We start from the raw sequence: 16,319 nt of genomic DNA, 5'->3' as shown, positions 1-16,319 counted from the left end.
ACTCCGACAAGCGAAGAGCATGGAGGCTAAGAGCTTATGGCCAGACGGAAACTCCGGAAGTTCTGGGCGCGTCCCGCCAACAAGTTCCTGGCATCGTTGGTTGCGTTCGTGCTCTGTTCATGGCTGGTCTACCAGGGTCTCTCGTGGGCGGTTGGGCCGATGCCGGCCGATCAGGGGGCGAGGCGTCTTGAGTTGGCCGACGGAGGCGACTACGACACGTTGGTGGTCGAGCGGGTGCCGCTGGCCAGCCGATCGGAGGCCCCTGCCGCCCCGGTGACGGGCGGCCTGCCGCTTCTGGCCGCCGATCCCGCGCCGTCCGCTGCGGAACCGGCGCCGTCCGAGACGAAAACTCCCGAGCCTCTGGAGGCCAAAGCGGCGGCGGCCCTGGCTGAGGCGGAGCAGTTGATCCGAAGCCGTAAGACGGTTAAGGCCCGCAGCCTGCTGAACGAATTCCTGACCGCCAATGGCTACGATGAGCCCAACACCGCGGTCGAGCGGCTGGCGTTGGAGCTGGGCGAGCAGAGCATCCTGACGCCGGGCCTGGCTCCCGACGACCACCTGTGCTATCCCTACACGGTCAAGTCGGGCGACCTGCTGATGCGGATCGCCAACCCCTGCCATGTGCCCTACCGGTTCATCTGCCGGATCAACGGGATCGCCGATCCGCGGCAGCTTCGCGTCGATCAGCGGCTCAAGCTGGTGCGCGGGCCGATCAACGCGGTCGTGGTCAAGCACAAGTTCATGATGTACATGTACCTTCAGGACGCGGTGTTCGCCCGGTATGCGGTGGGCCTCGGCAAGAACGATAAGACGCCGACGGGCACGTGGCTGGTCGAGGACTGCGTCAAGAACCCAGCCTATACCGATCCGGACACGGGCAAGCTCTATGCGGGCGCCGACCCGGAGAATCCGACCGGCGGCTACTGGGTGCGTCTGAAGGGATTGACGGGCGAGGCGGTGGGCAAGAGCGGGTTCGGCATTCACGGCACCATTGAGCCCGAGAGCATCGGCAAGATGATGAGCAAGGGGTGCGTGCGGCTGCACAAGAAGGACATTGCCGAGGTCTTCGACATGCTGGAGTCCGGAGCCAGCAAGATCACCGTCCTGCCGTAGACGGGTCGCCGGATTGTGCGGAAGCGGCGGCGGCTAGACGATGAATCGCGCGCCGACCTTGTAGAGACCGACGGACATGGTGCTGTGGACGGCGACGGCCTTGGCGAGCAGCCGGTCGGCGCCGCTTTCGATGCTGACGATCATTTCCGTGCCCGCCCTGATGGGCTTGTTGGCGTAGATGCCGATTCCGTTGCTGCTGATGTCGCGTCCGGAGGCCAGAATCACGTCGGCGGGCGTCTCATCCGAATCGATCATCACGTCCACCGGTTCGGCCATCAGGAATCGCGGAGCGGTGCGGCGGGTTTCGAACTCGCTGGTCGCCGCATGGGTACGGAAACGCTCGACAAAACGTTCGATCTTTTCGCTCATGCCCGAAATGGGGGTCGTCGTGACCATCGGTTCATCCTTTCCGGCGTCTGCCGACTACTGGCCAGAAGACTTATCGGCACGAAGGGAAAGGGTATTAAGGAACCAGGTCTGCGGATATCAGGCCTTGGGCGGGCGTTTGCCAGGGGGTTTGCCCCCTTCCTGGCTGCGGGTCCGCTCGCGGACCATCAGGCGGATCGGAACCTCGGCGAACGGAAGGAGGTCGCGGAAACGGTTGACGATAAACCGCTGGTAGTCCTCGCCGAAGGCCTGTCGGTCGTTAACGAAGAGGACGATGGTGGGCGGCCGGACGCCGATCTGGGTGGCGTAGTAGAAACGGGGGCGGGCCTTGCTCTTGGCGCCACTGGGGGCTTTGGCCTTGCGGATCTCCTCGATGGCCTCATTGAGCTGGCCGGTGGATACCCGTGTGGAGGCCTGCTCGAAGAGCTTGTAGGCGAGCTTGACGGTCTCCTGGACGTTGATCGCGTCCTTGGCGCAGGTGAGGCTGATGGGGGCGAAGCTGAGCCCCGGCATAGTCTTCTCGACGTACTCGGCGTAGTCCTGGATGTCGGCTTTGCCCACGGCCAGATCCCACTTGTTTATCACTATGACACACGGTTTACAATTTTCCGTGATATAACCGGCGAGCTTCTTGGTGATCTGGGCGATTGGCTGGCTGGCGTCGACCATGAGCAGGATGACGTCGGCCCTCCGGATGGAGCGTTCGGCCCGGACGTAGCTGTAGAAATCGACGGATTCGCGGATTTTGCCCTTTTTGCGGACGCCGGCGGTATCGATGGCGAGAAAGGTTCTATTGCCGATCTGGAAGCGGACATCGACGGCATCGCGAGTGGTGCCGGGAATCTCGCTGACGATGACCCGTTCCTCGCCGGCCAGGGTATTGATGAACGTGCTTTTGCCGGCGTTGCGGGGCCCGACGATGGCCATCTGCATGATCGGTTCGGCTGGGGCCTGTTCGTCGGAGGGAGGCAGGCGCCGGGCCACCTCTTCCAGGAGGTCGGAGATGCCGGTGCCGTGGAGGGCGGAGATCGGCTGCGGCACGCCCAGGCCCAGCGATTCGAACTCGTGCATCGCGTACTCGTGGACCCGGTCGTCCACCTTGTTGGCCACGACGAGCACCGGGACCTGCTCGCGGCGGAGGATGTCGGCCACGCGACGGTCCAGCGGCGTGATGCCGGACTGGACATCCACCAGGAAAATGATCAGGTCGGCCCGGTCCAGGGCGAAGCGGATCTGTCGCTCGACCTCCGGGCCGAGGGCGTCGAGGTCCTCGATGCCGTAGCCGCCGGTGTCAACCAGCTCGAAGTAGCGGTCGTCGGCGTGACAGATGACCGAAAGCCGGTCGCGCGTGATGCCGGCCTTGGCGTCGACGATGCTGATCATCCGCCCGGCCAGGCGGTTGAACAACGTGCTTTTCCCGACGTTCGGACGTCCGATAATTGGTACGATTTTAAGACTCACAAACGAACCACCCTTGCCTATAATTGATGTCCCTTGTAGAGCACCGGCGCCCGTATTATATTCCGAGTGGCAGACGGGTGCAGGTAATTTGCATTTTGGACGTCAAAAAAGTAAGATTGACCCTCTAGGGCAAGGAGAACTCCATGGCAGCCAGAGCAGCCAAGGCGAAAGCCAAACCGCAGATTCAGGCCGACGACGGTCAGAAGAAGGAAGAGGTCCTCCAGCAGGCCTTGCAGCACATCACGAAGGTGTACGGCAAAGGCGCGATCATGCAGCTCGACAGCGATCTGATCGCCTCGGTGCCGGGGATATCGACGGGATCGCTGAGCCTTGACCTGGCGCTGGGCGGTCGCGGCGTGCCCAAGGGCCGGGTGATCGAGATGTTCGGGCCGGAGTCGTCGGGCAAGACGACGCTGGCCCTTGCGATCATCGCCAGCGCCCAGCGGGAGAACGGGGTGGCGGCGTTCATCGACGCCGAGCACGCGTTGGACCCGACGTGGGCCAAGCGGGTGGGGGTGAACCTCGAGGCCCTGCTGGTCTCTCAGCCGGACACCGGCGAGCAGGCCCTGGACATCGCGGAGATGCTGGTCCGCACCAACGCGGTGGACGTGATCGTGATCGACTCGGTGGCGGCGCTGATTCCGGAAGCCGAGATCAAAGGCGAGATGATCGACCAGCAGGTCGGCGTCCAGGCGCGGCTGATGAGCAAGGCGCTGCGGAAGCTGACCGGGGCGATTCACAAGTCGAACACGTGCGTAATCTTCATCAACCAGCTCCGCCAGAAGATCGGCGTGATGTACGGGAACCCGGAGACCACGCCGGGCGGGATGGCGCTGAAGTTCTACAGCTCGGTCCGGATCGACATCCGCCGGATCAGCTCGATCAAGGAAGGCGAGCGAACGACGGGCAACCGGGTGCGGGCCAAGGTGGTCAAGAACAAGGTGGCGCCGCCCTTCCGGATGGCCGAGTTCGACATCATGTTCGACCGCGGCGTGGACCCGGAGGGCGACCTGTTGGATCTGGCCGTTGAGGAGAAGATCGTCGACAAGAGCGGCGCGTGGTTCACCTACGGCGAGACCAAGGTCGGCCAGGGCCGCGAAGCGGCCAAGCAGTTCCTGCGGGACAACGCCGACGTGATGGCGGAGATCCGCCAGCAGGTGCTGGACAAGAAGGGCGTGGACGAAGCCGCCGTGCCGTCCGCGTCCGACGAGGAGCTCGGCGGCGACGATGACGGGGACGAAGTCGCGATCTCCACCAGAAAAGGCAAAGGCAAATGATGCCGTGTTCATACAACTGGAGAGTGGTGGAAGACCATGCGAAGCGCGTGCAGATGGATGGTTGTGGTGGCGCTTCTGCCGGGGATCGTCTCGGCGGAGGCGGTGGTGTCGGAGCCGCAGGGCCTTTCGGGCCTGCTGCTCCTGCGCGACGTTGAGAAAGAACTGGTAGATCTGACGGAACGCCTCGGCCAGACCGTGGTGGCGATCGAGGGCCAGCGTCCGACGCCCTGGTCGGACGACAGCGGCGAGGCCGAGGTGGAACCGGCGGTGATGGCGCCGGTCCGCGGCAGCGGCCTGGTGATCTCGTCGAACGGCGAGATTCTCACGAACGAGCACGTGGTGCGCCAGTGCACGGACATCCGCGTGACGCTGTGGGACGGGCGGACGTACGCGGCCCAGCTCGTGGCGGGCGACCCGCGGAGCGACCTGGCGGTGCTGAAGATCGCCGCGGCGGACCTGCCGACGGCCAGGTTCGGCGACATCGGCAAGATTCGCCGCGGCCAGTGGGCGCTGGCCATGGGCAATCCGCTGGGCCTGTGCTTTGACGGGCAGGCGGCGGTGAGCCTTGGCATCGTCTCGTCCATCGGCCGCTACGTACCGGGCGTCGACAGCCAGACCGACCGCTACTACGGCAATCTCATCCAGACCACCGCGCAGATCAACGTGGGCAACAGCGGCGGCCCGCTGTTCAATCTCGACGGCGAGGTGATCGGGATCAACACGATCATCTCGGCCACCGAGGTGGTGGGCGGACCGGCCGCGTTCGCCATTCCCGCCTGCAAGTGGACCAAACGGATCATCGAGAAGCTCCGGGCGGGCGAGCGGATCGACCATGGGTATCTGGGGCTCTCGCTGAGCAACCCAGCCGGCAAGGCCGGGGCGCGGGTTGAGACGGTCAAGGGGCGAAGCCCCGCCGCTCTGGCCGGCATCGAGGTCGGCGACCTGATCGTGGAGTATGACGACGAAGAAGTGGCCAACGTGGACGACCTGATCCGCCTGATCGGCCTGACCGTTCCGGGCACAAAAGTCTCGATAAAGCTGGAGCGGGATGCTAGACTCCTCCAGGCGACGCTGGTGGTGGCGGCGCGGCGGGATTTCGTCCACGCCGCCCACTCCCCTGCCGAGTCGGCAACGGCCGTCGGTTCCTATAATTACAGAGACTAGGACAAGGTGGATCAGGCATGACGTCAAGGGTCGATATCCGGGGCGAGTTCATTCGCTATTTCGAGACGTTGAAGCACACGTTTGTGCCCTCGTCGCCGGTGGTGCTGCAGGGCGACCCGACGCTGCTGTTCGCCAACGCGGGCATGAACCAGTTCAAGGACGTGTTTCTGGGGATCGGGGCGCGCCCGTACAACCGCGCGGTCAACTCCCAGAAGTGCATCCGGGTCAGCGGCAAGCACAACGACCTGGAGGACGTGGGGCGCGACACGTACCACCACACGTTCTTCGAGATGCTGGGCAACTGGTCGTTCGGCGACTACTTCAAGGCCGAGGCGATCGAGTGGGCGTGGAAGCTGCTGACGCAGGTGTGGGGCCTGCCGAAAGAGCGGCTGTACGCGACGGTGTTCGCGGGCGACGAAGGGATGGGGCTGGCTCCGGACGCCGAGGCGGCTTCGCTGTGGGCGAAGGTGACGGACATCGACCCGTCGCACATCAAGAAGTTCGGCCAGAAAGACAACTTCTGGCAGATGGCTGAGACCGGGCCGTGCGGTCCGTGCAGCGAGATTCACATCGACCTGACGCCGGACGGTTCCGGCGGCTCGCTGGTCAACAAGGGCGACGCGCGGGTGATCGAGCTGTGGAACCTGGTGTTTATCCAGTTCGATCGGGACGAGTCGGGCAAGTTGACGCCGCTGCCGGCCAGGCACGTCGATACGGGCATGGGCCTGGAGCGGACGTGGGCGGCGATGAAGCTGCTAAACCTCTGGTCGGAGGGCAAGCCGGCGACGTTCTCGGATTACGGGACGCCGCTGTTCGTCCCGATTATTCGGAAGATCGAGGAGATCACCGGCTGCACCTACGGTTCGACGCGGACGCATCTGGCCGACCGATACGACAGCGACGACACGGAAAACATCGTGGACATCGTCTGCCGCGTGCTGGCCGACCACGTGCGGACGCTGACGTTCGCCATCAGCGACGGCGTGCTGCCGTCAAACGAGGGCCGCGGCTACGTGATGCGGCGTCTGCTGCGCCGCGCCGCGCGGTACGGCCGCAAGCTGGAAGTCCAGGAGCCGTTCATCCACAAACTCGTGCCGACCGTGGTCGAGATGATGAAGGGGGCGTTCCCGGAACTGGCCGATAAGGCCCAACTGGTGACCGAGACGATCCACGAGGAAGAGAAGGCATTCGGGCGAACGCTCGATCGCGGCATCGACATTTTTGAGCAGGTGGCCTCGCGGGTGCAGTCGTCCGGCGGCGCGACGTTCCCGGGCGATGAGGCGTTCAAGCTCTACGACACCTACGGCTTCCCGCTGGACCTCACGCAGCTCATGGCCCGCGAGCGCGGGTTGACGGTCAACGAGGAGCAATTCGCTGAACTGATGAACCAGCAGCGTCAGCGGGCGCGTCAGGCGTCGAAGGGCGCCGGGGCCAAGGCGGCGCTGGCGGAAGACCTCTCGCTGCCCGCGACCGACGACAGTGCCAAGTACAGCCTTTCGCCCCTTGAGGCCAGGCTGTTCGGCTGGATCGCCGACGGCAAGTGGAGCGACAGCGGCGAGCTTCGCCAAGGCCAGGAGGCGGCGCTGGTGGTCGACCGGACGAATTTCTACGCCGAGTCCGGCGGGCAGATCGGGGACAAAGGCCGGATCATCGTCGACGGCGCGGAGTTCGTCGTGGAAGACACTCTGAAGGCGGGCGACGGGACCGTGCTGCACCAGGGGCGGCTGGTCGTCGGCCAGCTTAAGCCGGGCCAGGCAGTGCGGCTGGAGGTGAATCGGCGGCGGCGGCTGGATACGATGAACAATCACACCGCCACGCACCTGCTGCAGTGGAGTCTGCGTCAGGTGCTGGGCGATCACGTCAAGCAGGCCGGTTCACTGGTCAACGACGAATACCTGCGGTTCGACTTCACGCACGGCAAGGCGCTGAGCGACAAGGAGATCGACCGGGTCGAGCAACTGGTGCTCCAGCGGATCGACGAGTCGGCGGCGGTGGTGGCCAAGGACAGCACGCTGGCGGAGGCTTTGGCCAGCGGCGTGACCGCCCTGTTCGGCGAAAAATACGGCGAGCAGGTGCGGGTGATCGCGGTGGGCGCAGCCGACCTGGAGAGCCTCCAAGGCGCGTTCTCGCGGGAGCTGTGCGGCGGAACGCACGTGGACAACACCGCCCAGATCATGGACTTCAAGATCATCCGCGAGGAGTCGCTTCAGACCGGCGTGCGGCGCATCACCGCCCGGACCGGCCGAGCGCTGCGCGGGCTTCTGCACGAGCGGTACCGCGATGTCGGGCAGCTCTCGCAACTTCTGAAGGCTGCGCCGGAGCAGATCGGCGAGCGGGTCGCGGCCCTGATGGAAGAGAATCGCAAGCTCAAGAAGCAGCTCAAGGACGGTCCGGTGGGCGTCGACGTCAACGCGGCGGTCGATCAACTGGTTGACGGCGCGGTCAAAATCGGACCGGCCACGCTGGTGGTCGGCGAACTGCCCTCGGCGCCGGTGGATAAAATCCGGGCCCAGGTCGACCGGCTCAAGAAGAAGCTCGACAATCCGGTGATCTTCTTCGGCACCCGCAGCGACGGCAAGGTGCTGTTGCTGGCCGCAGTCAGCGACGAGCTGATCAAACAGGGCCTTTCCGCGGGCGAGATCGTCCGACGGACCGCTCCGATCGTCGGCGGAGGCGGCGGCGGCAAGGAGCATCTGGCCCAGGCGGGCGGCAAGCTGCCGGACAAGCTTCCCGAAGCCCTGGCCGAAGTCGAGAAGATCATCCGCGAGACCCTCAGCGTCGCCCAGTAGACGCCCGAAGTTCGGCGTCATTACTTCAAGGAGGACGTCATGCTTTCTCTCGGTCTGCTTCTGGCGGCTGTGCTGTTCTGCACCCATGTGGGATTCGCCCAGGAGACGCCGGCCGCCCTGGCCTCGCCGATTCCCGAGCCGCCGCCGGCCCCTTTCCAGGAGTTCTTCGGCGGCCGCATTCAGCGGACGATGACCCTGTTGGCCACGAGCACGCCGCAGCGGCGGCATCCGGTGCGGATACTGGTCTACGGCCAGTCGATCACACAAGGCGCCTGGACGCGGCAGATCGAGCAGTACCTGCGGCGCACGTTTCCGCATGCCGAGCTGGAGTATGTCAACCGGGCGATCGGCGGCTTTACCGCTCCGGCGCTGGTCCGGACGGCGGTGCACGACCTGTACCCGTTCTACCCGGACCTGGTGATCTTCCACGTCTACGACGGCGAGTACACCGGCGAGTTGGAGCGGATCATCTCGAACATCCGCCGGACCACCACGGCTGAGATCATGTTGTTGACCCACCACGTGGTCGGCGTTCACCAGACAGAGACCCGCGCCTTCGCCGAGCAAACGCAAGTGGAGGATGAGTCGTCGGACGTGATCCGACACCTGGCACAGAAGTACGACGCCGAACTGGTCGAGATCCGCGAGGCGTGGAAGCAGTACCTTCAGACCTACGGTTTGGATCCTCGCCAGCTCCTGGGCGATCACGTCCATCCCAACGAGGCGGGCAACGAGCTGTTCACGAAGCTGGTCAGCCGACACTTCCGCCTCAATACGCTGTGGCCGAACCGGTGGCTCGATACCGTGCGCACCTACGAAGCCAAGCGCGCGCTCGACGAAAGTGCGTCAGATGAGATTGTCTTTACCGGCGGCGGATGGGAGCGCGACGGAGCGGCGGCGGTCGGCCGCAAGGCGGACGGCGTCTTGCGCCTGGAGTTCGACGGGAACCGCGTCAATGCGATCGCTGGGGCCTGTCAGGACGCGGCGTTGGGCACGGCGCGGGTCCTGATCGACGGCCAGCCGCCTTCCAGCTTTGCGGGAACCTACGCGATCACTCGGCCGAGCGAGGCGCTCGACGTCTGGTGGCCAGCCATCCAGCGGATCGGCCACGCCGCCCCCCTGCTGGTCGAGGACTGGACGCTGCGGATCACGTCGATCAACGATGAGGCCACGGACATCGCGTTCGAGGTCAGCGGCTCGCGCACCGGCCCGGACGGCGGCGGAACCAATCACGAGCGGTTCGTCTCGAATTCGGGACGCGTGGTGATCGAACCGCGAGACTTCGGCGCCATGACTTTCGCCCGCACCTACCGCAACAAGCTCTGCCCGCTCGGCTTCGAGGTGCGATGGTCGGTGGCGCCGATGTTCGTGGACGAGTACCAGCCGCCGCGGGTCGAACCGGACGTCCGCGTCCACCGCACGACGCTGGTTCAGGGGCTCTCGAACGCCCGGCACACGCTGGAGATTATCCCGAACGGCGACGGTCCGGTGCCCATCGAGTCGATCGAGGTCTACCGGCCGCCGTTGCGATAAAGGGCTTTGCCGCGCCTCACACCGCCGAGTCGATCAGGACCTTGACCACCACCTTCCTGACCGCCTGCGGTTCGTCAACGGAGATGCCGGGCATGTGGGCGTCCTGCGGGCCGAAGATAACGAACGTCCTGGGCCGGACCACGAACAGGTCGCCGGCCCCCTGGAGCTTCAGGAAGTCCTTCTCCTCGTCGTACGGCTCGACTTCGCGCAGGTCGTCGAGGTTGGCGTAGCCGATCCGTTCCACGCCGTCGGCCACGTACTGAATGTCGATGTAGCGCCGATGGGCCTCCCAGAAACCCTGAGCGACCGGTTTGGTCTGGTACTCAGCCACCACGGCGTAAAGATTGGCGCCGTCGATGTTGTGCTTGCCGGGCTGGATCGTCTCGAGATTGGTCTTCTGGAGCCAGCGAAGCCCCGCGCCGATGCGGGTCATCAGTCCGTAGTACAGCGAGGCGTTGTCGATTCGGTCGATGATCATGGCGTTCCTCAATCCTGTGATGAAAGGGGTTCCTCGTCCGGGCGATGCGACGCGAGTTCGACGTGTTCGCCGCTGGTCACGAGGTCCCGGTTGTCGATCAGGTTCACGTAATAGGCGGTGGTCGCCTCCGGGAGCGGGGCGATCACGCGCCCCTGGCCCGGGTCAAGGTCCACCGGATTCCTGTGCCACTGTCGGTCCACCCACGGGCCCATATCGGTGGTGTAGTTCAATTCGGCCCGGACGATCGGGGTTTTGGAAAAGAAGGTGATCCACACGTGGCGTCGTTCCGGACGCTGCGACCCGAACGACGGCAGCGGCGGCCCGCTGTGCAGGTGGTGGTCGGCGAAGGCGGCGATTTCGCCCGGCTGAGCGCCGTCGTCCTGGCCGTGCGGCATGTTGACGCGGATCGAGAGGGTCCGCGGGCCTTCCGGCAGCCGGTACGACTTCTGCAGCGAGTCGAGCGGGTAGTGGCTGTCGTTGGTGCCCGAAACCCAGAGCATGGGCATCGCGGCCCGCGGCAGATACACCGACGGGTCCCACAAGCTCCACCACTTGTGGGCCTTCTCCGGACCCATCTGTGCGAATGTGTCGAGCCAGCCGGAGTTCTCGTGAAGGTATCCGCAGCCGTAGACCGGGGCGGCAAACCGAAAACGGGAGTCGACGCCCGAAACGATGCAGGTCAGATAACCGCCCCAGGAGACGCCGGTCACCCCGATCCGCTGCGGGTCAATCTCGGGAAACGACCGCAGCAGCGAGTTGGCCAGGATCACGTCGGCCACCGCGTGATAGGGCCACTGGTCGTGGACCGGCTGGTCGATCTGCTCGAACCCGCCCCATCCGGGCGGGCCGCCGTGCTCGTGGCGCGGGCGGTTGGCGTGCTCGCCTCCGGCGACGCAGCCGCAGGTGTCCATGGCGATCGCGGCATAGCCGCGTGAATTCCAGAGGCGGACCCAGTCGTCGAACGCGGTGCCCCCGCCTCCGTGGACCAGGACCATGGCTGGGAGCTTGCGGTCGGTTCGCTGCTCGGGCACGCCGTACCAGGCGAATACGCGGGTCGGCCGGCCCTGCCAGTCCGGTCCGCGGTAGAACAGGGGCCGGACTCCCTCAGCCGCAAACCCATCCGCAGGATACACTTCCGGAGCGGCACTGAGGGCGTCAAGGTTCCACGGACCCTGTTGTGAGGTCGTCTCGTCCATCGGCGTTACCCTCGCCAGAACCTCTCGCGGCGGCGTCGGTGAATTCCGATGCCTGCCCCGAAAGACTGTATCGCCCGACCCGCCGATCCGCCATAAGAATCCGCGTTTTTCCATCCGCGGCGCGGACCGGTCTTGACAGGAAACCCGCGAATCCGGTAACTTGGGCGGTAACCCTCCCGCCGCAGCGGCGGTTTCTTCCGAGGACTCTGATGATGATGCCACATTACAAAGACACGTTCGCCAAGGGAACCTGGGTATCATACCGTCCGGAGATCAAGCTGCACGACTGCACGATCCGCGACGGCGGGCTGATCAACGACCACATGTTCGAGGACGGGTTCGTCCAGGCGGTTTATCGGGCCTTGGCCGAGGCCGGCATCGACTACATGGAGTTGGGCTACAAGGGCGACAAGAAGATATTCTCCCGATCCGAGTCCGGGGCTTGGAAGTTCTGCGACGAGGACGATATGCGCCGCGTGGTGGGCGACGAGCCGCGGCAGATCAAGCTGAGCGTGATGGCCGACGCCGAGCGCACCGACTATCACCACGATATTCTCCCAAAAGACCAGAGCGTCATCGACTGCATCCGCGTGGCCACCTACATTCACCAGGTGCCCACCGCGATCGATATGCTCAAGGACGCCCACGACAAGGGCTATGAAACCACGGTGAACCTGATGGCGGTCTCAACCGTGCAGGAACGCGAGCTTCAGGAGGCGCTGGAGGCTTTCGCCAAGACGCCCGCCGACGTGGTGTACCTGGTGGACAGCTTCGGGTCGTTCTACTCCGAGCAGATTCGCGACCTGACGCTGGCCTACATGCGGGCGGTCGAAGGGACCGGCAAGGAGGTGGGCATTCACGCTCACAACAACCAGCAGTTGGCCTACGCGAACACCCTCGAGGCCCTGATCGTCGGCGCCAACCGGCTCGATGCGACCATCGACGGCATGGGGCGCGGGGCGGGCAACTGCCCGCTCGAACTGCTGATGGGCTTCCTGCACAATCCCAAGTTCAAGCTTCGCCCCATTCTCAAGTGCATCCGCGATCACTTCCTGCCGCTTCGCGGCAAGATGGAGTGGGGTTATCACATCCCGTACATGATTACCGGCCAGTTGAACCGCCATCCCCGGTCGGCGATCAAGTGGCGGGCGGGCGAGAGCCGCGAGGACATCGTCGCGTTCTACGATCAGATGATCGAAGAGGAGTAGCCGCCGGCGGCCTGGATCCTCACGCCGCTCCTCCATCAGCCGCCGAACCGCAGGCGATCCAACAGATCGGTCATGGACACGCTGGCAAAGCCGGTGGCCGCGTCGCTGATCCCGTAGGGGATGACCAACCGGCCGTTGTAGGGCATGCCGCCGCAGGAGTAGACCACGTTGGGCACGTAGCCGCCGAGTTCCCCCGCGTGCGGTTCGATCAGCGGATCCTCGAGTTCACCAACGATCTTGGTCGGATCGTGCAGGTCCAGCAGCATGGCCCCGATGCAGTACCGCCGCATCGGCCCGACCCCATGGGTCAGCACCAGCCAGCCGTGCTCGGTCTCGATCGGCGAACCGCAGTTGCCGATCTGCACCAGGTCCCACGCCCGCCGCGGGCCGTGGATGCGGACGCCTTCGTTCCAGAAGTGCACGTTACCCGACTTCATCACGTAAAGGTTCTCGCCGTCGATCCGGGCCAGCATGGCGAACTTGCCGTCCAGGCGGCGGGGGAACAGGGCCATGCCCTTGTTCTGGGCGAAACGGCCGTTGAGCGTGTGCACGCGGATCACGTCGAGATCCTCGCTCTCCATGATCTGCGGAAGGATGCGGTGCCCGTCGAAAGCGGTATAGGTGCCGTAGTAGCGGACCGTCCCGTTCGGCTCAACGAACCGGACCAGGCGCATGTCCTCCATGCCCTGCTTCTCGGTCTCCGAGTTCGGGAATATGACCAGTTCGGGCAGCCTCGCGTTGGGCGGCATGCGGATCTCATAGTTGGACCGGGCCAGCCACACCATCCGGTCCGCCATTTCGCGCTGCGGCCCGTTCTCACGCCCGGCGACCTGCTCGACCGCGGCGAGCAGGTCCGGATACGTGAACTTCTCCTTTAAACGGCCGAAAACCGTTTCGGCCGGTTTGACGTCGCCGCCCATCTCTGTCAATTTGATCCGGAACAGATGTTTCTCGTAGAGGCGGTCCTCATGAATCTTCATCCGCCGCGAGAGCGGGGAAACCGGTTCGAGATGAATCTCGCCCTCGGGATTGATCACGCCGCGGCGGAAGACGATCGACGAGAGGTGGCCCTCGCCGACCGCCCGCAGGCTCATCAGGAACCGGATCGATTCGGACTTCAGGCCGCTCTGGTCGAGGGCCGGCACCATCGAGGGGTTGAACAGGGCGGCGGACTCGAAGGCGTACTCCATGGTGAAGTAGGCCCCGATCAGCAGTTTCTCGGCGGTCGTCTGTCCCGCCGTCACGCCCGCCCGGTTCGTCGCCTCCCGGTAGTTCTCCAGCAGCGACGTCTCCAGGTCCGGGTGACGCGGCCCGAAGTCGGCCAGGACCGAGCCGACCAGTTGCGAGACCTGCGGCTTGTCAAGCCGGGCGACCCGCTCGATGATCTGTCGGGCCCGGGCCGGACTGCCCAGCCACATGAAGCAGATAATGGTTCGCCGGGGATCGCCGGTCAGCCGGCCCTCATGGTAATGAACCGTCAACTCGCGTTTTTTTACGTCCAAGGTATTCTCCGCATCGATGCGAGGGGCGTCGGTTGAGTCGGTGGATATAGTCACAGTATATTCCCGCAGGCGGCACAGGACAATTTGCAGAAAGCCCAATTCCCGCTTGATCGGTCCAGGCCTTTTGCCGCATCACCCCTTGCGTCCGCCACCGGCGATCCCAAAAGAAAAACCCTTTTCCCAAACACTGCGGGGAAAAGGGTTTAGAAACGTCCCCGACAGGGCTCGAACCTGTAACCTTCAGCTCCGGAGGCTGACGCGCTATCCAATTGTGCCACGGGGACGTTTGGTTTTCTTAGTTGTCTCAATATTATAACCGGACCGCTGCGGACGGCAAGAACCAGAATAGAATGTTTTGCAGACTTCATCGTCTCCAGGTACAATTCCCCATGCATGGGCTCCATCGGTTCTATTCACCCCGGCAGACGCTGGAAAGACGAACATTCCACGGCTTAAACTCGTACCTAATCGTATGGGACAATGCGGCCGATAATTGATTAGTGGCGGAATTGCCCCTGTGGCGGCCGGTTTCCGGACTTCTCCGCCGGCGACGATCGCAAAGCGGCTCCGGACATGGATGTTGGAAACGAATAGAGGTTCTCGTGGCCAAACCGTCCGAACTATCGCGTTCGAAAATCAAGGCGGCCCAATCACTTACCGAACAGGCCAAAGCGGACCAGAGCCTGACGCTGCTCCTGCGCTACCGCCGGGTGCTGATCGCCCTGGTCCACGTAGTGCTGTTCGCGCTGGCCCTGCTGCTGGCGTTCGCGATCGCCTACAACTTCCGCAACTCCGATGACTGGCTCCGGCGGCTTTATCTGCCCCTTCTGCCGGGGGTGCTGGTGATCAAGGTGGTGGTGTTCTGGGCATTTGGGATGTACCACGGCTGGTGGCGCTACGTGTCGCTCCAGGACCTGATCCGGATCACGCTGGCCAGTTACGTCGGTCTGTTCCTCTTCGTAGCCTTCTTCACCATCGCGGGCTACGTTCTGCCCGCACGCTATCCCAACGTGATCGATCCGCTGGCCTACGAGAGCTTCCGCCAGGTCATCTACGGCTTGGACTGGCTGTGCACGATCGCCCTGGTCGGCGGGGTGCGGCTGGCGGTGCGGCTCTATCACGAAGAATTCCGCCAACTGCCCGGCGGGCGGTTGACCCGTGTCCTGATCATCGGGGCGGGCAATGCGGGCGAGTTAGCCCTTCGCGAAATCCATCGCATGCCGGTCGAGCAGTACGACGTGGTCGGGCTCCTGGATGACGATCCGACCAAACACGGGGCCACCATGCTCGGCTGTCGGGTGCTGGGAGGCACTGATCAGATTCGGGAGATGTGCGAACGTCACGGGGTGGATGAAGTCCTGCTGGCCATGCCCACCGCCCCGCCACGGACGGTCCGGAAGCTTGTCGAAAGTCTTTCCGGCACAAACATCCGGTTCCGGACGCTTCCGGCCATGGCCGACCTGATCGCGGGCAAGGTTAAGGTCTCACAGATTCGCGACGTGGATATCAATGACCTACTCGGACGAGCCCCGGCCGAATTGGACACGGCGGCAATCAGCGAGTATTCACAGAACAAAATCGTAATGATAACTGGAGCGGGTGGCTCCATCGGATCAGAGATGTGCCGTCAGGTCGGGAAGTTTCACCCGGCCCGGCTGGTGCTGGTGGAGCAGGCGGAAAACGCCCTGTTCCACATCGAGCGGGAGTTGCGGGCGCTGTTCCCTGAGCTTGAGATAAAATCGTACATTTGCGACATTTACGACAAGGACCGGATCGAGCACGTCTTTTCGTTGGAGCGGCCGTCGGTGGTATTCCACGCCGCGGCGCATAAGCACGTTCCGTTGATGGAACTGAACCCCTCCGAGGCGATCAAGAACAATGTTTTCGGCACCAAGCACTGCGCCGACGCCGCAGCCAAGTCCGGCTGCCAGAAGTTTGTCATGATCTCGACGGACAAGGCGGTCAACCCGACCAGCGTGATGGGATGCTCAAAACGGGTGGCTGAAATGTACATTCAGAGCATCTCACATCCCAGCGGCACGCAGTTTGTGACTGTGCGATTCGGCAACGTGCTTGGCTCGAACGGCTCGGTGGTGCCGATCTTCAAGGACCAGATCGCCCGTGGCGGACCGGTAACGGTGACGCATCCGGAGATGCGGCGGTACTTTATGACCATTCCCGAGGCCGCCCAGCTCGTGATGCAGGCGGCGG

At 64.1% G+C, this 16,319-nt stretch carries 12 protein-coding genes and 1 tRNA gene; 7 read left to right on the top strand and 6 right to left on the bottom strand.

Features of this window, described 5'->3' with window-relative positions:
• The first annotated feature begins 36 nt into the window (after positions 1 to 36).
• Positions 37 to 1,113 carry a L,D-transpeptidase family protein gene (locus tag GXY33_07575; protein ID NLX04987.1) on the top strand — a complete coding sequence of 359 codons (1,077 nt, stop codon included), beginning with the start codon at positions 37 to 39 and terminating at the stop codon, positions 1,111 to 1,113.
• 33 nt (positions 1,114 to 1,146) lie between these two features.
• On the opposite strand, the gene GXY33_07570 is transcribed toward GXY33_07575, so the two are convergent.
• Positions 1,147 to 1,509 (bottom strand): PilZ domain-containing protein, encoded by a 363-nt coding sequence (locus GXY33_07570; GenBank protein ID NLX04986.1) that lies wholly within the window; start codon positions 1,507 to 1,509, stop codon positions 1,147 to 1,149.
• Positions 1,510 to 1,599: 90 nt separating this feature from the next.
• Positions 1,600 to 2,961, bottom strand: a complete 1,362-nt coding sequence (locus tag GXY33_07565; GenBank protein ID NLX04985.1) for a ribosome biogenesis GTPase Der — start codon at positions 2,959 to 2,961, stop codon at positions 1,600 to 1,602.
• 143 nt (positions 2,962 to 3,104) lie between these two features.
• On the opposite strand from GXY33_07565, the gene recA reads away from it, so the two are divergent.
• The 4 genes from recA to GXY33_07545 all read left to right on the top strand — a co-directional run bounded on the left by recA (position 3,105) and on the right by GXY33_07545 (position 9,724).
• On the top strand, positions 3,105 to 4,238 hold the full coding sequence (gene recA / locus GXY33_07560) for a recombinase RecA (GenBank protein NLX04984.1): 1,134 nt from the start codon (positions 3,105 to 3,107) through the stop codon (positions 4,236 to 4,238).
• A gap of 66 nt (positions 4,239 to 4,304) precedes the next feature.
• Positions 4,305 to 5,402, top strand: a complete 1,098-nt coding sequence (locus tag GXY33_07555) for a PDZ domain-containing protein (protein ID NLX04983.1) — start codon at positions 4,305 to 4,307, stop codon at positions 5,400 to 5,402.
• A 17-nt stretch (positions 5,403 to 5,419) separates the two neighbouring features.
• On the top strand, positions 5,420 to 8,191 hold the full coding sequence (alaS, locus tag GXY33_07550) for an alanine--tRNA ligase (GenBank protein ID NLX04982.1): 2,772 nt from the start codon (positions 5,420 to 5,422) through the stop codon (positions 8,189 to 8,191).
• 39 nt (positions 8,192 to 8,230) lie between these two features.
• On the top strand, positions 8,231 to 9,724 hold the full coding sequence (locus GXY33_07545) for an SGNH/GDSL hydrolase family protein (protein ID NLX04981.1): 1,494 nt from the start codon (positions 8,231 to 8,233) through the stop codon (positions 9,722 to 9,724).
• Between the two features lie 16 nt (positions 9,725 to 9,740).
• Here the strand turns inward: GXY33_07545 and GXY33_07540 are convergent, their stop codons facing one another.
• Positions 9,741 to 10,202, bottom strand: coding sequence for a DUF386 domain-containing protein (locus GXY33_07540; protein ID NLX04980.1), 462 nt, complete (start codon positions 10,200 to 10,202; stop codon positions 9,741 to 9,743).
• 8 nt (positions 10,203 to 10,210) lie between these two features.
• Complete coding sequence (locus tag GXY33_07535) at positions 10,211 to 11,398, bottom strand: prolyl oligopeptidase family serine peptidase (protein ID NLX04979.1); 1,188 nt, start codon at positions 11,396 to 11,398, stop codon at positions 10,211 to 10,213.
• Between the two features lie 215 nt (positions 11,399 to 11,613).
• On the opposite strand from GXY33_07535, the gene GXY33_07530 reads away from it, so the two are divergent.
• Positions 11,614 to 12,606 carry a nucleoid-structuring protein H-NS gene (locus tag GXY33_07530; GenBank protein ID NLX04978.1) on the top strand — a complete coding sequence of 331 codons (993 nt, stop codon included), beginning with the start codon at positions 11,614 to 11,616 and terminating at the stop codon, positions 12,604 to 12,606.
• Positions 12,607 to 12,641: 35 nt separating this feature from the next.
• Here GXY33_07530 and GXY33_07525 read toward each other — a convergent pair whose 3' ends face one another.
• Both GXY33_07525 and GXY33_07520 read right to left on the bottom strand, forming a co-directional pair.
• The gene (locus GXY33_07525) at positions 12,642 to 14,108 is read right to left on the bottom strand and encodes a glycosidase (GenBank protein ID NLX04977.1); all 1,467 of its coding nucleotides are present in this window, start codon (positions 14,106 to 14,108) and stop codon (positions 12,642 to 12,644) included.
• 210 nt (positions 14,109 to 14,318) lie between these two features.
• Positions 14,319 to 14,392 (bottom strand) — tRNA-Arg (locus GXY33_07520).
• 318 nt (positions 14,393 to 14,710) lie between these two features.
• Here GXY33_07520 and GXY33_07515 point away from each other — a divergent pair.
• A partial coding sequence (locus tag GXY33_07515; protein ID NLX04976.1) for a polysaccharide biosynthesis protein occupies positions 14,711 to 16,319 on the top strand: 1,609 nt, incomplete at its 3' end.

It is taken from the genome of Phycisphaerae bacterium, from assembly GCA_012729815.1.
GTDB lineage: Bacteria > Planctomycetota > Phycisphaerae > JAAYCJ01 > JAAYCJ01 > JAAYCJ01.
Note: the sequence above shows the minus strand (reverse complement) of the source record. Positions and strands in the feature narration are given on the sequence as shown.